The sequence below is a fragment of the Brevundimonas sp. LF-1 genome, assembly GCF_037055305.1.
GTDB classification, from domain to species: Bacteria; Pseudomonadota; Alphaproteobacteria; order Caulobacterales; family Caulobacteraceae; genus Brevundimonas; species Brevundimonas sanguinis.
Genome location: NZ_CP146349.1, coordinates 2,788,731 through 2,809,480, shown reverse-complemented (window position 1 = coordinate 2,809,480; position 20,750 = coordinate 2,788,731). Strand labels below are relative to the sequence as shown.

Below are 20,750 nucleotides of genomic sequence, written 5' to 3'. Positions count from 1 at the left end.
AAAACATGATCTCCAGTGTGCAGTCTTCGGATCCGGCCAGTCACTCGGCCGTCCGGATTCCAGCTGACGTGATCGCCGCCGTTGAAAGTTTTGGTCATTCCCTGATCTCCTTAAGGACAATCAGACCTTGCCGACTGCGTTCCCGCCGCTCCCCCAATCGCTCTAGAGATAGACCTCGGTGAAATCCCGCAGGCAACGCCTTGATCAACCCGCACCAGGGGCTCCTGGCCTTGGCGCCGAAATCCGGGGGCTGAGAGGGGAGGGGCGATTTGGACGGTTTTTTAGCCTTTAACCTGCGGCGCAGCAGCGCCTAGCCGGCCTTGCGGCGCGGCGTCGTCCGACGCGCTTTCGTCGGCGCCACGGAGCTCTTGGCGCCGGCCCGACGGCGAGGTGCAGCGCCGCCTTCCAGGCTGGCGCGCAATGCGGCCATGAGGTCCGCCACGTCCGTGTCTTCAGGCTCAGATGCGCGGATCGGCTTGTGGCCCTTCTGCTTCGCAGCGATGAGCGCCTTGAGCGCTTCCTCGTAGCGATCGACGAACTGGTCTGGGTCGAAGGGGCCGGCTTTCTGTTCGATGATCCGACGAGCGATATCGACCATGGCTGGATCGGGCGCCTGATCTGCAATGGCGCCGAAAACGTACCGCGACGGCCTGACCTCATCGTGCGTGCGCAGGGAATAGGCCAAGATTCCCTGGTCGCGCGGCTCCAGCGCCAGCAGGCGTTCCCGGGTGGAAAGAACCACGCGTCCGAGGGCGATCTTGCCTTCCGACCTCATGGCTTCCCGGATGACGCCGAACGCCTCTTCGGCCAAGGCCCCCGCCGGCGCCAGATAGTAGGGGTTGTCCCAATAGAGGCGGTCGATCTCCTCCTCGGGGACGAAGCGCTCGATGTCGATCGTCTTGGTGCTCTCCAGCTTGACCGACTTGATCTCCTCGTCGGTCAGCAGAATGTACTCGTCCTTGGCGACAGCGTAGCCCTTGACCAGCGAAGCGCGTTCAACAGGGCCCGTGTCTGGGTCAGTCGTCACCATGCGAATCCGGTTGTTGGTCGCCGGGTTGATCAAGTTGAACCGCACATCCCCGCCTGAGCTGGTCGCTGTGTAGAGAGCGACCGGGCACGTCACGAGGGAGAGGCGCAGGTGTCCCTGCCAGGTGGGGCGATAAGCCATGTCGGACCTCCGGGCGGCGCCGCATGCGCCGCCGACTCAACACCGGGCCCGTTGATCGCTCCCTGAGTTCAGTTGCAGGGTTCGGCCTGGCCGTCTCCAAGATCGATGATGAAGCAGTGCTCCTGGCCGCCATCAAGGTCGGCCACGAAGACGCGGATCTCGTCATCTGCGTCGACCGGCGGCGAGTAGAGCTCGGTGTAGCCGACGGCCGCGGCTTCGAAGCTGGCGGCCTTCAGGACGTGGCCGTGCGCGCGGCCGAGGCCTTCGGCATAGGCGAAATAGCGATGCTGTTCGGGTTCGATCATTTCCAGCTCCTGACTGTTTAAATGCAGGGGGACGGAAAAGGATTCCATGATTCGGCCTCCGTGGCGGACGGCGGCCTAGCGCTTGCGCTGTCTCAGCAGCTTGGCCGCCTCCGCCTTCCACAGCGCCTGGAAACGCGGCAGGATCGATGCCGGCAGGGTTGCCGCCGCACGGGAACGGCGATCGAGGTCCTGGGCTTCGGCTTCAAAGCGGCCGGCCCTGTCGAGATCGGCTTCTGTCATGTGGTTTGTGGCCAGACCTGCTCTACGGCCAGAGTGCGGGCGGGGCAGGGCTGCAGGATAAGATCTTCCGGAGCGCTCAGGTTCAGCCAATGGACGCCGGCGCCTGGCGGCAGCAGGACGATCTGGCGGTCATGGTAAGGCGCGACGTCCGGACCTGGCTCGGTCGTCAACATGGCGAACGCGCCGTCCTTGATGACCCCGGCGATCCAGAACCACGAATAGCCGGTCATGGTGAAGAGCCATTTCGTTTTCCTGCCCTGCGCTTTCGGCTCGGTGAACTCGTAAAAACCGTCGGCAGGGATCAGACAGCGGATCGAGTCGCTGAAAGACCGGCCGTCGGACCGGAAGTTGAACACCGGTCTGCCCGCCGGGCTCTTCCAACCCCAGGGCGTCATAAGCAGTTGCGCGGCGTCCGCGCCCTGGACGACAACAGGGGCGGCGTCGCCGATGCGGTAATCCGCAGGCGCCAGGTTGGGCAGACCGCCCGGAAAGACGAGCGTCCGCCCCGCGTCGCGGAACGGCGCAGCCAGTTGATTGACGGAAACGTGCAGGCGGTAGTTGTTGCACATGGGCGATCCTCTCACGGCCTCAGCCAGTTGTGGAGTCCGGCGTCCTTAGAACGCATTTCGACCTCGCAACTGCGCGAGCCATCCCTTCGTAGGGATAGCTCCAGCTGGAGCCTGTACCGCTAAGATCGGTCCAGGCCGCTTTCACGGTGGCGGCGGCGGCCATCAGCGGGAAGCGCTGGGAAGACACCGGATTCAGCTGGCCGTGCAGCCTCTGAAGCCGGCGGTAGATGTCATCCAGCTCCGCCAGATCATTCGCGTCCAAAACCTGCTTGCTGGACATGCCCTTGTATCGCTTCATGGACGATCGTCGGCAGCGGCGCTTAGCGAAACGCCGCGCGCGCGCATGTCCTCAAAGGCGGTCTGCACCTTCTCGGCTGCGCCCGTGGCGATGCGGTTCAAGGTCGCGGCTTCGCGCGCCAGCATGTTGATCAAGACCGGGTCGTGTTTGGCGGCCTCCCCGAGGCGCCAGACGGCGACCACTTGGGCGAGTTGCAGCTCGGCGGGGGTTGCGGAGAATTCGCTCACTGAGAACGCCCCACTAGCCGCAGGCCCGCCACCAGGCCGGCGATCAGATCGACCGTCGGCGCCGGGATCTCAGCGAGCTCGCGCTGTCCCAGATCGCGGTCCAACTTCTGCACCTCGCGAGCGAAGGGCTCATAGGGGCCAAGGGGTTTCGTTTCCATGTTCGTTCTCCTTAAGCGCCGACCCGAGCCGGATTCTTACACTAGAACAAAAAAGGAACAATGGAGCCCCGGGTGGCGGGGTTCACGAGCGGTGGATAGATGAGGCGTCATGCGCGGTCTCCGACGCCCGCGGAACGCGCCGGCTTTTCGACCGCAAAACAAGCGCCTTGGATGCGCCAGTTTGGTCCAGCGTCGAGCTGCGGCTCTTGGTTGCGGCCCGCTCTCCCCGGAGGGCGGGCCTTCTTTCACTTAGGCTGGCATGTCCGCGCTACGTCTTAGCGCAGGTCGCGCCAGCAAGCTGCCGCCAACCAATAGCGGGCCGTCCTCGTCGGAAATGGGCGGCAGACACACGAAGCGCGCGGCCAGCTGGCCGTTGCGCAGACTCAAATGAAGCTCGACCTGATCCCCCGCCGCAGCCAGTCTCTCCGCGATCCTTTTTGCGGCGTTCTCAGCCTCCCGCCCTCGCGCGAACAGTTGGGGCTGGGTGTCCTCCACCCGGACGGACCAGACATCTCCAAAGGGTTCCACAAAGACAGTTCGCATCGAAACTTCTCCAGTGAAGGTTGAAGGCGAGCGCTATTTGGGAGGCGTAGGAAGAGGGTCAAGGGGACCGCATCTGCTGCCGCCTGTAGCCCCGATCGCAGTCTGTCCATCGCCGCCGGCTGCGCTCTGCCGCTCTTCGACCCCACAGGGATCGCCCTGGCGATCGGTTGACCGGTTTCCAGTCGAAAAACGACTGCTTCCTGCCTATCTACCGAAGGGTGTAGCGCAAAGCGCGTCGTCTGACCGTTCCGATGTGGGCGGACCGACGCGAGCGGGCCGGGACCAACCTCAACCCCAAGGCTTCTGATAGATGTCGCCCGAAATAGCGTCGCTGGCGAGGGCGGCGATCCGCGACAGAGCCCGACTCTCGGTGATTTCGCCGACGCGGGCGCGTTCAAGAAGGGTTTCGATCTCGGACAGGGGGTGTTCAGGCCGCTTGCCGGGCATGTTCCTGCTTGCGTGTTTTCATCTATCATCGTCCTCTCCTTTCAGGCCAAAACGCCGGGCCGACCGAAAAGCTCCGCCGATGGACCCGACCAGGCTTCGCGGCGCGGCGGCCGGAGGGAGGCGCGATGACGGGCTGTTAGCTGACTTCAAAGGTCGCGAAGGTCAATTAGCCACGGCGTTCTTCAGCCTCGCGTCTTCGGTGAAGGTGTGGCCAGGCGCCGCCAGATATTCGAACAGGGACAAGGCCACGCAGCGTCCCCCACCGGTTCGTGGAGCACGACCGAGGGCGGATCCGTCTTCGCGGCGAAGCGCTTATAAGCCATCGCAACTCAGCGTCGGCGTCTAAGCAGCCGACGCCCCAAGACGGGGAGTCGCTCTTTGAGCAGAAGCGCCATTGATTGACCTGCAAATCATCTGGCCCGTAGCGGGCGCGATTGTCGCCGGCGCCTTGATCGGGCTGGAGCGTGAGCATCGCGCAAGCGCGGCGGGGTTCCGTACGCATATTCTGGTTTCTCTCTCCTCCTCGCTCCTCATGCTGGCGGCGGTGCACCAGATCCACTGGCTGACCGACACCCCGGCCGACGTCATCCGCATCGACCCCGTACGGATGGCCCATGGCATCCTCACAGGCATCGGCTTCCTCTGCGGCGGAGTGATCTTCCGCGAAGGCCTCACCGTGAGAGGACTTACGACCGCTGCGTCGTTATGGTTCACGTCCGCGATAGGCATCTTGTTCGGCGTGGGCTTTTTCGGCTTAGGAGCGCTCGGGACCTTCGCTACCTTGCTCGTGCTTGCAGCCGTCAGCCTGACCGGCGCGCTCCTCCCGCAACGGAGGTACGCGGAGATCAAGGTGCGCTATCGGCCTGATGCTGCGATCACTATGGCGGGCTTTCGTCTGGCGCTTTGTGCGCACGCCTTGAACCCTCGTAAGATTGACTTGGAAGCTGACGTTCAGGCCCTGACATTCACGACGATGGTGAGCGGCTATAGGGAGACGCGATCGATGCGCTCGCGGCGACGCTGCGGAAAGACGAATCCGTCCTCGCTTTCGAGTGCCGCGCTAGATCGCCGTGAGGCCGCTGACCGCCAAGCGACTCGAATCGCCGAGGCAACCGAATACGGCAGCGGAGCGGCGCTCAACCACTCGGCGAAAGGTCGTGATAGGGGCGCCGCGTGAGACCGCCTCGGCCCTGGTTATCACGCAGGGCCCTTGCGGTGTTTTGAATAAATCACCGGGGAAGTGCAATGACGGCCCCGCGCATCGCCGCATGCGATCCGCGACCCAAGCTGTCCCGGACATCGCCTTTGACGAGAGGCGCGAACTGCACCGCCTGCGCGTGGCCGTTCCTAAGATTCAGCGGAGGCCGGGCCGCGACTATCGCTGCCGCTCATAGACCAGAGTTGCGCCCTGCCAGACTTCGACCCTCCGCCGTCCGGGCATGCATAGGAGCCGGAAGCGCCGCGGCATCGCGCGGCGCTGAGCGATGGCAGGCTCAGAAACTCGGAAACAGGCTGGCCGCCCCAGGTGAAATATCGGAACTCATATATGTCGCCCATCCTGGCGGAAGCCGTGCTCATGCAGACCGTTGCGTATGTCTAGAGCAGGACCTCGGCCTGCCAAGCGCGCGGCTTGCGCATCCGGCCCGAGCCTGAGTGAACCGACGACGTGCCGGCGACCCTGGCCGCGAGGAGGGTGCGAAATACGCACGGGAAACCGGGCGAGCGCCTTGGTCGGCATGGCGCTTCAGCGATCATCGCTGAACACGCGAGGCGCCTTAATTAGGGCGCGCCGATCGGCCGCCTTCAGCGGCGAACCAAACAACTGTCTCGATCATTGCGGACACATGGACACAGCCTTCTTCGACCGCCCCGCAGAGACCGTCGCCCCAGACCTCATAGGCGCGCTCTTCCTGGTGAACGGCGTCGGCGGCCGTATCGTAGAGACGGAGGCCTACGATGCCGAGGATCCAGCGTCACACAGCTTCCGTGGCCCATCGGTTCGGAACGCCCCGATGTTCGGGCCGCCGGGGCGAGCCTATGTTTATCGCGTCTACGGCCGCCACTGGTGTTTCAATGTGGTGTGCGACGTCCGGCGACGGGGCAGCGCTGTCCTCGTGCGCGCTCTCGAGCCGACCGCTGGCCTCGGGCTGATGAGCGAGCGGCGGGGCGTCGGAGACGTCAGGCAGTTGTGCGCCGGTCCTGGTCGCCTGTGCCGGGCGCTCGCGATCGACGATCGGCTGAACGGAGCCTCGGTCTTCGCCTCGCCCTTCACCCTGCTCGACAAGACGATAGTCCGCCGGGTGTCTCACAGTCCTCGTATCGGCGTTTCAAAGGGCGTTGAGACGCCGTGGCGCTTTTTCGAAGACGGTTCGCGCTATCTTAGCCGGCGTGAGCCTGCGACCGCATGACCACGCTCGCCAACGCAGCGCCGATGGTGGCAGATCCAGCAAAGGGTCGCCGGAAGGCGACAGCTGGTGGCTCGAGCCCAAGTGGGTTTTCGCTGCCTCGCTGTCCGTCAGGCGGCCAGGCGGAGCTGGCGATCTTCGTCGCGAGCCGCTGAAGCTTGCCGCGACAACCGAACCGCGCAGCCGCGTCGAGGTGAACGGCGCGCCGAGAATTACACAAGTCTGACCATGCACGTCATCGTCGGCCGCAAAGACACGCCCCCCCGGAATCTTCCGCAGGATCTGGTTCAGAGACGGGTCGCGCCGGAGGCGCACGCCCGCGGAGGCGCGGCCTTAAGGAGAGCGGTTCGTAGTTCCGTCGGGATGGGCGCCGAAGGCGGGACGTTTGCGCGCGAAGGAAATCGACTGGCGGTGGCGGCGGGCGTGCGCGTGCAGCTGGTTTCGGGCGATCGCAGTATGATGGAGGCGGTGAAGTTCATGTCGCACAACGATCTAGGCATCTATCTCCATGACACGCCGTGGCCCAGTCTCCGCGCCGCCCAGCGCGCTCTCAGCGCGGGCGCCGAGCGGTGGGAAGACGCGCCTTCGGACAATGGATTGCAGGTCGAAACCGTGCAGAAACGGGCCGACAGTTCGGCGGAGCAGCCCGTGGACCTGTCTGAGCCGGTTCTGCCCTATCTGCTCTATCTGACGGCGGCGTCTCCTCTCTGCGGCGGGCTGATCCTGGGGCCGGATCCCTATGGGTGGGATGGGCTGTGAGCGTGTCGGGAAGCGGACCTTCGCCACCCACCGCCCCTGAACGCGTATCCTTGGGGAGCACCCAGGGAGAAGATCATGGCGGGACCGCAGGAACGATATGGAGACGAGGACGAAACAACGTCGGAGATCGCCCCCGACGACGTTGGCGCAAGCGCGACGGCGGAACGTTTAAACAAGGCCGTGGATCAGGGCGACGCGGCGTTATCCGACGGCGACCGGGCTATGGCCGCGATGGCCAGCCGGCATGAGCGTTTCGCAGGCTCGGCCGTCGGTGTGGGAAGCACCGGCTTCGGTGAACAAGGAGTGTACACCAGCGCAGACGGCGCCGTAGGCGACGACGAAGAGCTCTTGATCGACGGTCAAGAAGAGGTCTTCTCACGCACCGAAGTCGAGCAAGGCCGGATCGAGCATCATGCCGGGGAAGACGGGTCGCCCGCTCGAAGCGGTTCCCATGGAAGAGGTTAGATCCCCCGCCTCGGGCCGGCGGCTCGATCATGAGCGAGACAATGCTTCTGAAGAGGCCCGCCGAAGAGTCCATGGCATCGGGGAACTGAAAACCGCGCTGGTGCCGGGATTGCTGCGGGGCACCATCACCGACCCGCATTGCGCCGAGTGTGGGCGTTATGGCGATCGTCTCGCCACCCTTCGGCGGGAGAGCCATTACAAACGAGCTTCAGGAGACGATAGGCCGCTGAGCCCTGACGATTTGTCCGCCAGCGCAGTTCAGGAGCAGCGTCCTGTCAAAGCGCAACACGCTCGCCAAGGTTCATAACGACGGCGCCGAGCGTCGGCCGCAGGAAGCGGGCGCATCGGACGGGAAATGACCGTCCGCGGGGCTGGGCTCTACAAGGGCGGCGGTCCACAGCGGGGCGACATTGCCCGAGGCCGCTAAAAGTCCGACGCCGCCCGCTACCGCCGGCGAAGCCGCGGACGCCAGGGGGCGACCGCCGCGTTATAACGCTGAAACGTCGGCTCGGCCGCAGTTGCGTATAGCCGTCCTTCCGGGCGGTTATGAATCGAGGGGGATCCAGCGAGGTGGTTTCACCGGCTGAGACTCCAGGACGCGCTGGGGCCGAAGGCTCATCTCTGCGAGCTCGACCTCGGGATCCCTAGGGCGGGACTAGAAGACCAAGACGGTTCAGCCTCACCATGACCTCGTTTCGCATAACCGCGCATCCGGATCGGTGGCGAAGGAGCGCCGTATGGGCGCTAGGATCGCGCCGCGCGGGGCCCATTGTTTCTGAAGCGCCACTTCATGACCAGCACGCCCGACGCCATGGCGAGGGCGCAGGCGTTCGCGATCGTCACGGGCCAGGCCTCTGTCATGACGCCGTAGATCACCCATAGGATGAAGCAGGTGACGGTCAGAGCATAGGTCTTCAGGCTTACCGACGAGGCGTCCTTCTCTTTCCAGATCTTCACGCCCTGGGGCGCGAAGCTGGTGACGGAGCAGATGGCGGCGGCTGAGCCGACGATATTGGCGACGAGTTCACTCATAGAGCCCCAACGTCAGGCATCATCTGCTGTTCCTGGGGTCGACGCACCTGCGGCGGCCTGGCGGCTAGGTCCGGCTCTGGAGCGTGGCCTGCTCCTGCTCGCGCAACCAGTTGTGGGCCCTGGTGCCCGCTAGGGCACCGTGCCCCATGGCCACGCTGATCTGATCCAGGCCTTCGACAAGATCTCCTGCGGCGAAGACGCCCGCCACACCGCTTTCGAAGACAGCATCGGGCGTCACGCAGCCGGCCTCGGTGAGATCGAGCCCGAGCTGCTCCGCCAGGATTGAGCGCGGTCGACGCCCCAGAGCCGGGTAAATGACGTCGAACGCCAGCGAGGCGCCTGTGTCGAGACGCACGGTGATGTCATCGGCGCCGGGCTCGAGGGCGCGCAGGGCGCCGGCTTCCAGCCGGATCCCCGCATCGGCCAGAGCCCGCGCCTCGGCGGAGGAGAGTTCAGGACGGGTCAGCGGCATGAGAGTGACGGTCCGGGAATACCGGCGCAGAAAGAGGGCTTCAGCGGCGCCATTAGTGTCGCAGCCGATCACGCCTATGCGTTTGCCGATATGTTCATAGCCGTCGCACACCGGGCAGTAGCGCAGCACTCCCGCGCGGATGGCCGCCTCATGGACGGCTTCCGGCAGAGCAACCTGGTTAAGATCAACGCCGGTCGCCAGGATCACAGCGCGGCCCACCAGCGCGGTACCGTCTGCGAGATGAAGGTTGAACCCGCCCGCTACGGCCGTGATCGCTGAAACCTCCGCCTCCTGGATGTCCGCGCCGTACTGAACAGCGTGTCGGGTCATGCGGGCGATCAGATCCGGGCCGCGAACGCCTTCCGGGAACCCGGGAGCGTTATGGGTGAGAGGAATGCGCAGGGCCCGGCTCTTCCCGTCATGCAGCACGAGAACCCTCCGGCGATATCGCGCCAGATAGAGGGCCGCGGTTAGGCCTGCAGGCCCCGCGCCGATGACGACGACATCGGGTTCAGAGTTCGGTTCTGGATCTGCGGCCATGAGTTCATTTCGCGGCTTGGTCTCATGCCAACAGATGAGGAAGCGCGGCGTTCCGTTTCCGTCGCGCCGAAGGAAGCGCGCCGCCGCTCGGGGCTGAGCTGACTAAGGATTTGATGGAGCGCTCACCCTCCAGACTGACGCGCTGCAGGACCTTAACGCCGGCGGCCGAGGAGGATCCAGCGGGTTCTGGCGATCAGGGCGCGGCAGTCGGCGCCCTCGGCCAGGCAGGATCGATGAAGCCCAGAAGGGCCTCGACCGTATTGACGAGCGGGCCAGGGCGCCGGTCAGACCGCCCTGCGTGGCAACTGCCGAGGCGTCCACGCCCAGGCGCGGGGGCGGCGAGGAGGATCGTGCTTGGCGCCCAGACGCTCAGGAGGCGGGGCTTTTGGGTTCGCCATCGATCCTGAGCTTCATGGCTCGGCGCCGAGGTCGATGGTCCCTGAGCCTTGCGCCGAACCCCATCCGTGTCGATCACCAGGGTGCGTGACGAGACGACGCCGTCGGCGACCTTGAAAATCGCATGTGTCCTTGGGGCTGCGCAACCTGCCCCTGGTTTCGCCTCACGACGTGCGTCGGGTCAGGCGCAACGACCCTGACCAGCCGGGCGGGTGCGCGCTTCATCGCAGGCCATCCCCTTGGGCGCCCTGTGCAGAACGGGGCGACCGTCACGCGAGCGGGGCCCTCCAGATTGGGTCCAGCCGCCTCGCCAAACTGAAACACTCCGGACAGGGCGGTGAACCTTGCCGGCCAAGCTGGGATTAGGCGCGTACTGCCCATATCGCATCCTCAATCATCAAAAGGGAGGCGACATTCATGGCAGGCGGTTGGACTCGAGACGGCGCTGTGCTCGATCAGATTCACGACACCGTCGTCGACGGCGTCCTCAACGCTCGCGCGCGAATGCCCACGGGACCCGGCCGCGAATTCTGTCTTGAGTGCGGCGACGCCATCCCCGAAGCGCGCCGACGCGCCATGTCGGGGGCGGTGACCTGCGTATCCTGCCAATCCGGTCGGGATGGACGGATCGTGACCGGGGGCATCAACCGGCGTGGAAGCAAGGACAGTCAGTTGCGCTAGGCTCGCTCACGCCATCATGGCTTGGCGCACGATTAGGGCTGTGTCCGGTATCGGCCATTTGCGCCCCGGGCGGCCGCCCGGACGTAGATGTCGTCATGGCGACCTATGATTTCATTGTTAGCGGCGTTGATCCTGAGATGGCCCTCCAGAGCGCAGCGCCGTCGGATGCTGACGCCTGGCGCGAAGCGGTGCTCTTTCTTTCCGAAATCCTGCGCGAAAGGCCTGTCCGGGAGGGCGGCGCCTTCTCGTTTGAGATTATCGTTCGCAACGAGGGTCGCGAAGTCTGCAGGGTCGGGGCGTCTTCCAGCTGGATCAGATAGGCGAAGGCTGGCGCAAGACCGGCGGTCACGCCAAAAGGGGCGACCGCGAGCAGGGCGACCTGCACGGCGTTGCTTCGAAAGTGCAAGGAGCAGAACCATGAGCACGCGCGAGCAGACTACCAGGACGCAGGAACTCCCGGCGCTGCCGGGAAAGCTGGGCGAAATCGAGGCCCTTCTTCAGGCGGCGAGATCGCTTGGCGGGACGAGCGGCGAACGAGCCGTCCTGGATGAAATCTCTCGGATCATCGCCCGGTCATCCCGCGACATTTACCAGAAGCCGCTAGGCTGAAGCTGATTTACGCCTGCTCGGGATGATGCGTGCGAGCGCCGGTCCGGTTGCGGCGACGTCTGCGGTCGGGCTGCGCGGCGCCAGTCGGACGCGCCGACCCCGGTGCATGTCCAGAGCGGGTCTGCCGCCTCCTCTTCGGGAAGGCGTCGCGCGCCTCCTCGCGGCCTTCCTTCGCCCGCCATCCCCAGTGTCGTCAAGACGACATTCTCGTCCAGAACGCCGCTCCTCGCGTTATGGCGCCGAAAGGTTGGAGACATGGGCGTCGTCGTTTCTTTTCCCACCAAAGCCCGCGCATCTCGCAAGCGCCGCGCCTGGCCCCTGCTGGCGGCTGGGGCAGGCGCCGTGGTTCTGGTGCGGTCGGCATTTTGCTTGCTGGCCAGGATCTTTTTCGCGGAGCCCAGGGGGACTCATCGACCCAGGCGGCGGGACTCCTGCCGCATTCCCTCGCCGGCGTCCCCTGATCAGGCCGTGTTGCGCACGCGGACGTCGCGGGAGACCCAGCTGGCGGCTTCCGGCGGACGGAGCGACGCCGTTGTCGCGGCCGCTGCGGAAACCCTGGGATCGCCGCAACCGCAAGAAACGGCCCGTAGGCCGGCCAGATTCAGGATTTGGACCTTCCCACGACTGAAACGCACGAGTCCTTGGGCCTGGAGGCGTCCAGCGGCCGCGTTGACGCTGGTTCTCTGCACGCCGAGCATGGCGCCGAAATCGGACTGAGTCAGGCGCAGGGGAGCGCCATTGGCCCCGCAATGCAGCCGGACCAGCCATTTGGCCAGCCGCTCCTGAACGAGGTGGGAGGCGTTGCAGACCGCTTCGGCGGCCAGACCGGTCAGGCGACCCGATGACTGGCGGGCTACCAGACGAGTCAACCAGTCACGGCCGAGGTGCTCGACGACGCAGTCCGCGGGCACGCGGCAAAGAGTGGTGTCGATCAGCGCCCGAGCCGGAGGGCGGTCGCCGTCGGGCTCCAGGGCTTGATCCCAACCGTGGACAGATCCCGCGACGATGGTCGCAACGCAGACGCCGTCGCTTTTAGGGAAGAGGCCCAGGACGCCCGTCAGAACAAAGGAGAGGAAACCGTCTTCCTCCAAAGCCTGGCCGGCAGGCAAAGACGTCAGTCGGCGCCGAGCCAGAGCGGTCGATTGAAAGCGGTCGGGAAGCGCCTGGAAGACAGGGTGGTCGCCCAGGTCCAGGTGCGGCTGATGAAAGCCGCAGCCTGTATTGGTGAGGCTGATCATAGGTTGCATGTCGGACTCCTGAGCCCAGAGTGACGCCCTGGGCGCGAACCGCACTTACATAGGTTAGGAAAAAGCGAGACGGCCGCGAGGCGCTTGTCGCGCGCCGCGTGTTTCATCAGAGTCCGCCTTCGTACAGAAGGAACGAGGGCCCAGATGCCGGATTCAGCTTCCAGAGCAGGAGGCGATATGGCTCTCTACACTATCCGCTACAGCGCACGCGGGACCGGCGTGCTGAGAACCGAGCTCGTCGTCGCCGACGAGCCGCAGGGGACGATCGCCCAGGTGAAGCGTCGTCTGAGCGGCAGCCGGACCTTCCGGGAGGCCAGTGTCTTCGAGGACGGCGAGTTGCGCTTCACCATCTCGTCCGACGCCAAGGGCGTGGCGACGGCGGGGGAGAGATCAACCCGAAATTATGAGCGAGAGTGGAGCGCGACGGAACGCGTCCCACACCGGGGGATTATCCAAGGCGCACCCTGGCTCGAGGAGACCGTCCTGATCAGCACCCTGATCCAGAAGCTGTCGCGTCGTGACGAACTTACCGCAGCCGAGACGCGGGTTCTGGAAGAACTGCTGCAACCCCCGATCGTCATACCGGCGGGGACGGATATCGTCAGTCAGCATTCGACGCCCGGGTTCAGCACCTTGGTCCTCGATGGGTTCGCCGCACGTTATGTCATGCTGACGAACGGCTCTAGGCAAATCACGCAACTGAACGTGCCAGGCGACTTCGTCGATCTTCACAGTCTGATGATGAGCCCGATGGATCATGGGGTGGTCGCCCTGACCCGCTGCACAGTCGCGCGGTCTCCTCATGAGGGCCTGCGCCGGCTGACGGAGTCTGAACCCCATCTCACCCGTCTGCTCTGGCTGGATACCCTGATCGACGCCGCCGTGCATCGGCAATGGATCGCGGGTCTTGGACGGCGGACAGCGGTGGCGCGGCTCGCCCATCTCCTGTGCGAACTCTATCTCCGGCTGGAGATCGTCCATCGCGTGGGAAGCTGCAAGATGGAACTTCCTGTCAGCCAGGCCGTGCTTGCAGACGTCCTTGGACTGTCGGAAGTCCACGTTAATCGTTCCATAGCCCAGCTCCGGACCGCGGAACTGGTCAAATGGAAAGGACGCGCCATTAAGATTTGCGATTGGGACGGTTTGGTCAGGCAGGCGGAGTTCGACGCAACCTATCTGAGGCTGACAAGAGCGCCGGTCTAGGTTGGGTTCAGCTCGAGGCCGCGATCGCGAGCGCCGGGCGAGCATGTTCAGAACGTCCTTCTTTCTGAAAATAGGGTCGGAATGAACAAACTGCTGGCCGCCGACGCTCCGCCGGCCGAAGTCTGGTCACTGGCGGTTGAGAGGGGCCGGGCGAAAACCCGTTGGATGCGGGCCGGCGGGCGAGGCGCCGGACTTTTCGCGACCCCTGCAGGAAGCGGGGATTGTTTCAGGACGAGGAACCAGATCGTAATCGTGGGCGGCGAGGCTGGCGGACTTGATCCCGCCGCCCGTCTCGGGCGCCGGCTGGGGCCCCGCGACGGGCCTCGCCAGGTGCTTCTCATAGATCGCGCGGTCTTCCATTTGTGGAAGCCCTCCCTTCACGAGGTCGCGGCCGGCTCGCTGCATTCGAGACAGGAAGGTCTCGACGATCTGACGCTCGGGCGCCGCAATCATTTCAGGTTTGTGCTGGCGAGGTCGAAGGGCTCGACCTCGACGCACGCCGCCTTCGCCTGGCCAAAACCTATGGCGCGGCGGAGCACGCCTGCCTGCTGGAGGATGTCGCGGATGCAGAGGCCTTTCACCGACAGCTCGCCGCGCTCTTCCTGTCATCCGCCTATGACGGTCGCCATCTGCTGAGGATCGCCATCGTCGGCGCCGGGGCGACCGGGATCGAACTGGCCACAGAGCGTCTCGAAGGACATGCGGTCCTGTCGGCCGCGCTCGACCCGACCGAGCGGTTCATGCTTGAGGTGACGGTGGAGGCCGCGCCTCGCATATTCGGCGGTCTTCCCCAAACGGTCGCCGACAGGGCGGCACAGGCGCTGCAGGCGCGCGGCGTACGACTTGTCGTCGGGGCGCGCGTGACGCGAGTGCGCGCAGACGGGCTCGAGACCAGCGTCGGCGACATTGCGGCCGACCTGATCGTCTGGGCGGCCGGGGTGAAGGCGGCCGAGATCAACCTGGGCTTCGGCCTGGCCACGGGCCGCCTCAACCAGTTCGTCGTGGACGACCGCCTGCGCGCCTCCGCGCCGGGAGTCTACGCCATGGGCGACTGCGCCGAGGCGCCCGGCCCCGGTGGGCGTCCGGCGCCCGCCAGGGCCCAGGCCGCATCCCAGGAGGCGGCCTATCTGGCCAGAGCCTTGACGCAGGCGGGCGATCCCGGTCCCTATCGCTACCGCGACAGGGGGTCCCTCATCTCCCTCGGGCCGGGCCCTGGGCTGGGCTGCCTCATGGGCGGACTCGCGGGGCGGACTTCCTGATTGAGGGGCTTATAGCGCGCTAGGCCTATATGGCCCTCCACCTCCAGCACCATCGCGTTGTCGTGGGCTTGCCCAGGACGGTCCTGCTGGCCTTAGGCCGGTTGCTCCACCGTCGGGTCTCAGGAAGGCTCAAGCTTCACTGACGACAGGACGCCCAGACCACTGGACGCCCGCGCTCAGGCGCGCCGCGTCGGCGCGGGCGGCGGGGGCGCGCCCCGGCTTCGCAGGCCGCCAGAGCGGCGCATCAGCGGCGGTCGGCCGAAGAGGAAGGCCAGCAACCGGCCAAGAAGGCCGTCCCGTCTTGTCGATCTGGATCCCGCTGTGGACATCACGCCATCCTGACCCTGCTCGCAGGGGCGCCCAATAACATGGGTTAGGAAGGCGGATCTCCGTCAGGGCAGACGATGGGCTCGGCGGCGCCCGGCGTCAGGCCCGGACGCCCGGACTTGCGGCCAGGCCCGAGACGGCGGATGTCCTCGTCAAACGACGGAAGGCCGCCAGGGACTGTCCGGTCACCTGGTCCATGTTGTAGTAGCGATATGTGGCGAGGCGACCCACGAAGCTGACATCGCGACGCGCCAGGGCGAGCGCCTCATACTGCTTGAAAAGCGCCTGGTTCTCCGGTCGGGGAACCGGATAATAGGGATCGCCCTGGTCGCAGGGATACTCATAGCTGATGCTCGTGCAGGGATGCTGTTGCCCCGTCAGCCGCTTGTACTCCGTCACCCGCGTATAGGGCACGGTCTCGTCCGGATAGTTTACGACCGCGGCAGGCTGGAAGCTTTCCTGCTGGAGCGTTTCATGGCGGAACTGCAGCGACCGGTAGGGCAGGCGCCCGTAGCAATGGTCGAAGAACTCGTCGATCGGGCCCGTGAAAACCAGGTGGTCGTAGACCAACTCGGCCTCGACATCCCTGAAGTCCACGTCCGTCTCTACCCGGATGCCGGGATGATCGAGCATGTTCTCGAACATGCGCGTGTAGCCGTTCAGCGGCATGGCCTGGAAGGCGTCGGTGAAATAGCGGTCGTCGGTGCTGGCTCGCGTCGGAACGCGCGCCGTCACGGAACGGTCCAGCTGCGACGGGTCCAAGCCCCACTGCTTGCGGGTATAGCCTCGGAAGAAGGTCTCGTAGAGCTCGCGGCCGACGGCTGAGATCACGACATCCTCGGATGTGACCACCTTGTCGACCGGCTCCGCCCGCGACGCCAAGTAGGCTTCTGCCTGCTCGTCGGACCTGAGATCCAGTCCGTAGAGAAGATTGAGCGTCGTGCGGTTGATGGGCATGGGGACGAGCCGGTCCCCCACGCGGGCCAGAACCCGATGTTCATAGGGGCGCCAGGGGGTGAAGCGCGAAAGATAGTCGAACACTTCCGCCGAGTTGGTGTGGAAGATGTGGGGACCGTACCTGTGAACCAGGACTCCCGCGGCGTCGGGCTCGTCGTAGGCGTTGCCTCCGATGTGGGACCGGCGATCAATCAGGAGCACCCGGCGTCCGCTCGACGCCAGACGCTCGGCCATGACCGAACCCGCGAACCCCGCGCCGACGACGAGAGCGTCGTAATGCGAAGCCCGCCCCGACGGCCGGATGCAGGGAGCCTCAGGCGCCGCAGCGAGGGCGGAGGCGCTTTGGCTCTCGCACCGGCCTCCGTCTTCCGGGACAGGGTCTCTTTGTGAAGCGGCTCTGTCGACCATGACCGCCATCCGGGCCTGGGTCTGGTCCCATGACAGGTTGGCCAGCGCGGCGTCCGCCTCGTCCAGCCAGGCCCGGTTCTCTCTCTGAACGAGGGCTGCATCACAGCCGGCCACGAAGGCGTTGGCGCCTGCCGCGATGTGGACGCCCTGCAGCGTCCCGTAATGCCGCATCACGTCGGCGATCGGGGTCGAGATCACCGGCCGGCCCCCGCCAGGTATTCGGGGGTCTTGGTGGGGCTGATGAAACGGGTGGACTCATTGATCACGAAGGGCATGAGAGCCGCGTCCCAGCCGCCCAGGAGGTCCGGGAGCTCTTCGTAGCGCCTTAATCCCAGGTAGTGGATGTTGGGACGGCGGGGCAGGTCCGCTTCGTCAATCTTGACTACGGGGCCCACGAAGATGAGCGACCAGTGGGGTCGGGCGTCGGCGACCGCCGCTATGAGATCCAGGTCCATCCGTTCGTCGATGACGCCGTAGAAGCCGAGTCGCGGGCCCGGCAGGTTGGCCTGGGCCGGATGATCGGCCCCGCGGCGCGCCCGCGCAAAATGCGGGACGTCGACGCTGGAGGGGAAGGGGTGGATGTTGGCGTGCCGGGTCCGCCTGGCTTCGTAGAGGCTGAAACCTCCGGTGAACACCACGTCCGCCGCGCTCATCAATTCGGCCTCGAGGATTCGGAGCTCCGGCGGTGCGAACCGGAAGGCGGAGAGCCTCGTCCATGCAGTCGAACACCACGGCCGCGGCCTCCACGTGTCGGGCGATCGGCAGCATCATGGGGGTGTAGTACCAGAGCACCGGGCGGACCACCGCGCGTTCCGCGAGAAGATCCTCCAGCAGCTGTCTCACGACGGCGTCCCGGCAGGGCCCATCGACGCCGTGCGGCAGTCGCGGCGTCGCGACCCGCACGCCCGTGTCCGGGCAGACCCGGACATCGAGGCCCACAGGGGCGCCCGGGTCGGCGGGGAGGGGTTCCTCAAGGAAGATCACCGGCCGGGTCCGTGCGAAACGGGCCATCAGGTGCTGGGGCCGCTGGAAGACGAAATCCCACCGCAGATGAGAGAGGCAGACGATCGGGTCCCGTCGCGCATGCGGAAGATCGAGAATGTCGGCGGCGGGGGCGGCGGGAAACTCTGTCATGGCGGCTTTCATCAAGAGGGCCTTGATCAAAGCCTGCGGCCGCCGCCCGTATCCCTGTGTCGGGTCTAGCGCACAGGGCCGCAGAGGCGTCGGTCGATCAGCAGATCCAGGGCGCGCCGCAGCGGGGTTTCCGAAACCGTGAAGGGCCAGGCCCCGGTTCCCGCGTCGCCGCCGGCCGCCAGGCGCAATCCGCGCCGTTCACACTCCGCCATGAGCCTCCGGGTCCAGGTCGATGCAGCAGATGGCCTGCGCCGGGGCGGCGTCGCCCGGTCCACCGGAAGGGCGCGTAGACGCCGCCGGCGTGTAGAGCAGGCGCTGGGCGCGCCGCCACCAGCCGGTCTCGGTCGCAAGCGTCATGCCCGTGTCCCCGTCCAGCGCCAGATCTCTCACCAGGGCGGCGAGGGCGGTCGCACGGGGCGCGCCCTCCGAAAGGTCGAAGACGCCGGTCTCATAGCGTCCGTCCGCGCGGGTCAGCAGACTGTCCCAATCGAAGCTGCCCAGGAGATTCCAGACGGTCACCGCCTCCACCTTGACCCCCGAACGGCGAACCTCGAGAGCCGCCGCCCAGCATTCGTGGAGCCAGCGCAACTGCTCCTCGCGGGTGCAGCCAAGGTGGCATTCGGTGACGATGAGGGGGATACGGTAGCGGTCCCAGAGCGCTTGCATGTGGGCTTTCCAGCCGGGCGGCGGGGGTCGAGGACGCGCACCGCCTCGACATCGGCGTAGGCGAGACGCCCGTTTCCGCCATGCAGGGCCGCGGGGTAGCGATCCAGCCGGTGATCCAGAAGGCGATCGCTGGTGAGGTAGTGATTGAGGCCGATCACCGGCGGGCAGGGATCGGCCGAAACGGCCTCCAGCCGAGCGGCGAAACCCATGCGGGCCAGATGAGAATAGAGGTCGTGATCCGGCGTCACCCGCCCGCACAGGAGGTCCCAGGTCATCAGCCTTCGGCGGTTCTCGTGATCGGCCTGCTCCTGGCAAGGCGGGGTGGCGTAGGTCCGGCCGAAATCCTCGGTCTGGATCAGGCGGGCCTCCGGTATGATCCGGCGGATCTCGCGCATGGCGCCGCGCACGGCGTCGACCTGGTTCAGCAGGGCGAGCCAGAAAGACCTTTCGTCGCGAAGATGGGGATGCCACAGGCCATAGAGGGCGCTGAAGCGCGCGGTCGTCAGGGGCTCGTTGACCGGGGTCCAGTCCCGGATCCAGGGATAGCGTCGCGCGGCCGCGCCGGCAAAACGCGCCAGACCGGGCGCGAACCCCGGATCGAGAAGGCCGGTCCACGCCGGACCCGACCCGTGATGCACCAGGCCGGCGGTCACCCCCATGCCCAGGGCCCTGATCCGGCCCAGCCTCCGGTCGGCCCAGGTCCAGTCTAGGACGCCCGGGGAAGTCTCCGTTCTTTCCCACAGGAGCGGGTAGCGCAGCGCCCGCAGGCCGAGCGCCGCGAATCGGTCCAAGTCCTCCTCCCTGTCCTCATGTCCGCTGAGGACGGTCTGGTCGCGAAAGGTTTCGCCGACGCGGTTCAGCGAGCACTCGTGACCGCCCCAGATTTCAAGAGGCGGCTGTTCAGGCGACATGGGCGTGGGCGGCGGCCGGGCCGAAGCGGGGCGCCAGGCGCCAGGCCAGGGCGGTCCCGATGATGGCGTCAATGTCCGTGAAGGTCGGCGACCAGTCCAGACGACGACGCGCGAGGCCCGGATCCGCTACGAGGACGGGCGGATCTCCGGCGCGCCGCGGCGCCGCCTCCCAGGGCACGGGGCGGCCCGTCGTCCGCTCGACCGCGGCGATGATCTCAAGCACGGACAGGCCTCGGCCCAGTCCGAGATTCATCGCCAGGAAGCCAGCTTCCCCGTCGGAACCGTCAGGGCTGCGACATGGGCCTGCGCAAGGTCGGCGACATGGATGAAGTCCCGCACGCAGGCTCCGTCGGGGGTCGGGAAGTCCAGGCCGAAGAGCTTGAGGGGAGGGCCGAAACCCAATGCGGCTTCAAGGGCGAGGGGAATAAGATGGCTTTCGGGCTGATGGGCCTCGCCGAGTTCTCCCTGCGGGTCAGCGCCCGAGGCGTTGAAGTAGCGCAAGGCTACGCCTTCCACGCCATGGGCGCGGGCATGGGCGGCGATCAGGCGTTCTGCGGCCAGTTTGCTGTCGCCATAGGGATTGACGGGACACGCCGCCGCCGTTTCGTCCAGAAGCCCGGATCCGGCCTGGCCGTAAACGGCCGCGGTGGAGGAGAAAACGATCCGCCGCACGCCCTGGGCGCGCATGGCGGCCAGCACCGAGGCGACGCCATTGAGGTTGACGTCCCAGAACGCCGCCGGGTCCTGGACCGATCGACCCACCTCGATCAGGCCGGCGAAGTGGATCACGCCCTGCACGCCGTGCCGCTGCATGCAGGCGCCGAGGGCGGCGCTGTCGCGCACGTCGCCTGTCACCAAAGGACCGTATCTGACGGCGTCGCGATGGCCGTTGCTCAGGTCGTCGAACACCACGGGTTCGAATCCGGCGGCGGCGAGCGCCTTGCAGGCGTGGGAGCCGATATAGCCGGCGCCGCCCGTCACCAGTATGGTTTTCATTAGAGACCTCCGTCGCCGGAGGGGAAGGGGAGAGCCGCCTCGAGGTTGCCAGTGTCCGATCCACGACTTGGCTCCGGCCTCGCCCGAGCGCACAGGCGCGGCGCCGACAACCGGGTTGAGAACGCTGGCGGCGCGACCTAGGTCCGGGTCGAGGCCGCCGTGGAACGGGTGTCGCCGCCCGCGTTCTGTCCGGCGCGGAAGATCTTGATGGGCTTCTTTTGCTCCAGACCGTCGGTGCGCCCGTCGGTCCGGGCCGGCGCCGTCACCGTGGGGTCGGTGTTCTCCTCGGGGTCGGGTCGGGGCGGCGTGTCAGGGTTTCGAGTCATGG

Annotated in this window: 25 protein-coding genes; 7 read left to right on the top strand and 18 right to left on the bottom strand. The window is 66.2% G+C overall.

From position 1 onward, the window contains the following. Positions 1-310: 310 nt before the first annotated feature. From V8F63_RS15480 to V8F63_RS15445, 8 genes are all read right to left on the bottom strand, one after another. Positions 311-1,168, bottom strand: a complete 858-nt coding sequence (locus tag V8F63_RS15480) for a Ku protein (protein WP_392353985.1) — start codon at positions 1,166-1,168, stop codon at positions 311-313. A 68-nt stretch (positions 1,169-1,236) separates the two neighbouring features. Then, positions 1,237-1,521 carry a DUF5961 family protein gene (locus V8F63_RS15475; protein WP_392353984.1) on the bottom strand — a complete coding sequence of 95 codons (285 nt, stop codon included), beginning with the start codon at positions 1,519-1,521 and terminating at the stop codon, positions 1,237-1,239. Between the two features lie 27 nt (positions 1,522-1,548). After that, positions 1,549-1,713: a hypothetical protein gene (locus tag V8F63_RS15470; RefSeq protein WP_392353983.1), complete on the bottom strand. Its 165-nt coding sequence runs from the start codon at positions 1,711-1,713 to the stop codon at positions 1,549-1,551. Beyond that, positions 1,710-2,282: an SOS response-associated peptidase family protein gene (locus V8F63_RS15465; RefSeq protein ID WP_392353982.1), complete on the bottom strand. Its 573-nt coding sequence runs from the start codon at positions 2,280-2,282 to the stop codon at positions 1,710-1,712. The genes V8F63_RS15470 and V8F63_RS15465 overlap by 4 nt, the downstream gene beginning before the upstream one ends. Positions 2,283-2,301: 19 nt before the next feature. Then, a complete protein-coding gene (locus tag V8F63_RS15460) occupies positions 2,302-2,580 on the bottom strand; it encodes a hypothetical protein (RefSeq protein WP_392353981.1) in 279 nt (92 codons plus the stop codon). Continuing rightward, positions 2,577-2,807 (bottom strand): hypothetical protein, encoded by a 231-nt coding sequence (locus V8F63_RS15455; protein WP_392353980.1) that lies wholly within the window; start codon positions 2,805-2,807, stop codon positions 2,577-2,579. Before V8F63_RS15455 ends, V8F63_RS15460 begins: the two co-directional genes overlap by 4 nt. Next, positions 2,804-2,965, bottom strand: coding sequence for a hypothetical protein (locus V8F63_RS15450; protein WP_392353979.1), 162 nt, complete (start codon positions 2,963-2,965; stop codon positions 2,804-2,806). The genes V8F63_RS15455 and V8F63_RS15450 overlap by 4 nt, the downstream gene beginning before the upstream one ends. An 831-nt stretch (positions 2,966-3,796) precedes the next feature. Further along, on the bottom strand, positions 3,797-3,955 hold the full coding sequence (locus V8F63_RS15445; RefSeq protein WP_392353978.1) for a hypothetical protein: 159 nt from the start codon (positions 3,953-3,955) through the stop codon (positions 3,797-3,799). Positions 3,956-4,349: 394 nt separating this feature from the next. Between V8F63_RS15445 and V8F63_RS15440 the strand changes: the two genes are divergently transcribed. From V8F63_RS15440 to V8F63_RS15425, 4 genes are all read left to right on the top strand, one after another. Further along, positions 4,350-5,132, top strand: coding sequence for an MgtC/SapB family protein (locus V8F63_RS15440; protein ID WP_392353977.1), 783 nt, complete (start codon positions 4,350-4,352; stop codon positions 5,130-5,132). Between the two features lie 667 nt (positions 5,133-5,799). Further along, positions 5,800-6,363 carry a DNA-3-methyladenine glycosylase gene (locus V8F63_RS15435; RefSeq protein ID WP_134579734.1) on the top strand — a complete coding sequence of 188 codons (564 nt, stop codon included), beginning with the start codon at positions 5,800-5,802 and terminating at the stop codon, positions 6,361-6,363. 360 nt (positions 6,364-6,723) lie between these two features. Continuing rightward, complete coding sequence (locus V8F63_RS15430) at positions 6,724-7,119, top strand: hypothetical protein (protein WP_392353976.1); 396 nt, start codon at positions 6,724-6,726, stop codon at positions 7,117-7,119. Between the two features lie 75 nt (positions 7,120-7,194). Next, on the top strand, positions 7,195-7,584 hold the full coding sequence (locus V8F63_RS15425; RefSeq protein WP_392353975.1) for a hypothetical protein: 390 nt from the start codon (positions 7,195-7,197) through the stop codon (positions 7,582-7,584). Positions 7,585-8,328: 744 nt separating this feature from the next. Here V8F63_RS15425 and V8F63_RS15420 read toward each other — a convergent pair. Together V8F63_RS15420 and V8F63_RS15415 are read right to left on the bottom strand one after the other, a co-directional pair. Further along, positions 8,329-8,616: a SemiSWEET family sugar transporter gene (locus V8F63_RS15420; RefSeq protein WP_303683165.1), complete on the bottom strand. Its 288-nt coding sequence runs from the start codon at positions 8,614-8,616 to the stop codon at positions 8,329-8,331. 64 nt (positions 8,617-8,680) lie between these two features. Further along, on the bottom strand, positions 8,681-9,628 hold the full coding sequence (locus V8F63_RS15415; protein WP_392353974.1) for an NAD(P)/FAD-dependent oxidoreductase: 948 nt from the start codon (positions 9,626-9,628) through the stop codon (positions 8,681-8,683). Positions 9,629-11,122: 1,494 nt separating this feature from the next. Between V8F63_RS15415 and V8F63_RS15410 the strand changes: the two genes are divergently transcribed. After that, positions 11,123-11,314 carry a hypothetical protein gene (locus V8F63_RS15410; RefSeq protein ID WP_303683163.1) on the top strand — a complete coding sequence of 64 codons (192 nt, stop codon included), beginning with the start codon at positions 11,123-11,125 and terminating at the stop codon, positions 11,312-11,314. A 461-nt stretch (positions 11,315-11,775) separates the two neighbouring features. Here the strand turns inward: V8F63_RS15410 and V8F63_RS15405 are convergent, their stop codons facing one another. Further along, the gene (locus tag V8F63_RS15405) at positions 11,776-12,552 is read right to left on the bottom strand and encodes a Crp/Fnr family transcriptional regulator (protein ID WP_392353973.1); all 777 of its coding nucleotides are present in this window, start codon (positions 12,550-12,552) and stop codon (positions 11,776-11,778) included. Between the two features lie 186 nt (positions 12,553-12,738). On the opposite strand from V8F63_RS15405, the gene V8F63_RS15400 reads away from it, so the two are divergent. Together V8F63_RS15400 and V8F63_RS15395 are read left to right on the top strand one after the other, a co-directional pair. Further along, positions 12,739-13,764 (top strand): Crp/Fnr family transcriptional regulator, encoded by a 1,026-nt coding sequence (locus tag V8F63_RS15400; RefSeq protein ID WP_392353972.1) that lies wholly within the window; start codon positions 12,739-12,741, stop codon positions 13,762-13,764. A 362-nt stretch (positions 13,765-14,126) separates the two neighbouring features. Further along, positions 14,127-15,023, top strand: coding sequence for an NAD(P)/FAD-dependent oxidoreductase (locus tag V8F63_RS15395; RefSeq protein ID WP_303705246.1), 897 nt, complete (start codon positions 14,127-14,129; stop codon positions 15,021-15,023). Between the two features lie 426 nt (positions 15,024-15,449). Here the strand turns inward: V8F63_RS15395 and glf are convergent, their stop codons facing one another. The 7 genes from glf to V8F63_RS15360 all read right to left on the bottom strand — a co-directional run bounded on the left by glf (position 15,450) and on the right by V8F63_RS15360 (position 20,748). Next, positions 15,450-16,913, bottom strand: a complete 1,464-nt coding sequence (glf, locus tag V8F63_RS15390; protein WP_392353971.1) for a UDP-galactopyranose mutase — start codon at positions 16,911-16,913, stop codon at positions 15,450-15,452. Then, a complete protein-coding gene (locus V8F63_RS15385; protein ID WP_392353970.1) occupies positions 16,910-17,368 on the bottom strand; it encodes a hypothetical protein in 459 nt (152 codons plus the stop codon). Before V8F63_RS15385 ends, glf begins: the two co-directional genes overlap by 4 nt. A 679-nt stretch (positions 17,369-18,047) precedes the next feature. Beyond that, a complete protein-coding gene (locus V8F63_RS15380) occupies positions 18,048-18,368 on the bottom strand; it encodes a hypothetical protein (RefSeq protein ID WP_392353969.1) in 321 nt (106 codons plus the stop codon). Further along, positions 18,365-19,174 (bottom strand): hypothetical protein, encoded by an 810-nt coding sequence (locus V8F63_RS15375; protein ID WP_392353968.1) that lies wholly within the window; start codon positions 19,172-19,174, stop codon positions 18,365-18,367. Before V8F63_RS15375 ends, V8F63_RS15380 begins: the two co-directional genes overlap by 4 nt. Positions 19,175-19,415: 241 nt before the next feature. Next, on the bottom strand, positions 19,416-19,649 hold the full coding sequence (locus V8F63_RS15370; RefSeq protein WP_392353967.1) for a hypothetical protein: 234 nt from the start codon (positions 19,647-19,649) through the stop codon (positions 19,416-19,418). 26 nt (positions 19,650-19,675) lie between these two features. Beyond that, a complete protein-coding gene (gene galE, locus V8F63_RS15365; protein WP_392353966.1) occupies positions 19,676-20,422 on the bottom strand; it encodes a UDP-glucose 4-epimerase GalE in 747 nt (248 codons plus the stop codon). 137 nt (positions 20,423-20,559) lie between these two features. Continuing rightward, the gene (locus V8F63_RS15360) at positions 20,560-20,748 is read right to left on the bottom strand and encodes a hypothetical protein (RefSeq protein ID WP_303684407.1); all 189 of its coding nucleotides are present in this window, start codon (positions 20,746-20,748) and stop codon (positions 20,560-20,562) included. Between the last annotated feature and the right edge of the window lie 2 nt (positions 20,749-20,750).

Excerpts from the sequence above, each read along its gene's own strand:
- V8F63_RS15480 (WP_392353985.1), bottom strand. The coding sequence starts at position 1,168 with ATGGCTTATCGCCCCACCTGGCAGGGACACCTGCGCCTCTCCCTCGTG.
- V8F63_RS15475 (WP_392353984.1), bottom strand. The coding sequence starts at position 1,521 with ATGGAATCCTTTTCCGTCCCCCTGCATTTAAACAGTCAGGAGCTGGAA.
- V8F63_RS15470 (WP_392353983.1), bottom strand. The coding sequence starts at position 1,713 with ATGACAGAAGCCGATCTCGACAGGGCCGGCCGCTTTGAAGCCGAAGCC.
- V8F63_RS15465 (WP_392353982.1), bottom strand. The coding sequence starts at position 2,282 with ATGTGCAACAACTACCGCCTGCACGTTTCCGTCAATCAACTGGCTGCG.
- V8F63_RS15460 (WP_392353981.1), bottom strand. The coding sequence starts at position 2,580 with ATGAAGCGATACAAGGGCATGTCCAGCAAGCAGGTTTTGGACGCGAAT.
- V8F63_RS15450 (WP_392353979.1), bottom strand. The coding sequence starts at position 2,965 with ATGGAAACGAAACCCCTTGGCCCCTATGAGCCCTTCGCTCGCGAGGTG.
- V8F63_RS15445 (WP_392353978.1), bottom strand. The coding sequence starts at position 3,955 with ATGCCCGGCAAGCGGCCTGAACACCCCCTGTCCGAGATCGAAACCCTT.
- V8F63_RS15435 (WP_134579734.1), top strand. The coding sequence starts at position 5,800 with ATGGACACAGCCTTCTTCGACCGCCCCGCAGAGACCGTCGCCCCAGAC.
- V8F63_RS15430 (WP_392353976.1), top strand. The coding sequence starts at position 6,724 with ATGGGCGCCGAAGGCGGGACGTTTGCGCGCGAAGGAAATCGACTGGCG.
- V8F63_RS15425 (WP_392353975.1), top strand. The coding sequence starts at position 7,195 with ATGGCGGGACCGCAGGAACGATATGGAGACGAGGACGAAACAACGTCG.
- V8F63_RS15420 (WP_303683165.1), bottom strand. The coding sequence starts at position 8,616 with ATGAGTGAACTCGTCGCCAATATCGTCGGCTCAGCCGCCGCCATCTGC.
- V8F63_RS15415 (WP_392353974.1), bottom strand. The coding sequence starts at position 9,628 with ATGGCCGCAGATCCAGAACCGAACTCTGAACCCGATGTCGTCGTCATC.
- V8F63_RS15410 (WP_303683163.1), top strand. The coding sequence starts at position 11,123 with ATGAGCACGCGCGAGCAGACTACCAGGACGCAGGAACTCCCGGCGCTG.
- V8F63_RS15405 (WP_392353973.1), bottom strand. The coding sequence starts at position 12,552 with ATGATCAGCCTCACCAATACAGGCTGCGGCTTTCATCAGCCGCACCTG.
- V8F63_RS15400 (WP_392353972.1), top strand. The coding sequence starts at position 12,739 with ATGGCTCTCTACACTATCCGCTACAGCGCACGCGGGACCGGCGTGCTG.
- V8F63_RS15385 (WP_392353970.1), bottom strand. The coding sequence starts at position 17,368 with ATGAGCGCGGCGGACGTGGTGTTCACCGGAGGTTTCAGCCTCTACGAA.
- V8F63_RS15375 (WP_392353968.1), bottom strand. The coding sequence starts at position 19,174 with ATGGGGGTGACCGCCGGCCTGGTGCATCACGGGTCGGGTCCGGCGTGG.
- galE (WP_392353966.1), bottom strand. The coding sequence starts at position 20,422 with ATGAAAACCATACTGGTGACGGGCGGCGCCGGCTATATCGGCTCCCAC.
- V8F63_RS15360 (WP_303684407.1), bottom strand. The coding sequence starts at position 20,748 with ATGACTCGAAACCCTGACACGCCGCCCCGACCCGACCCCGAGGAGAAC.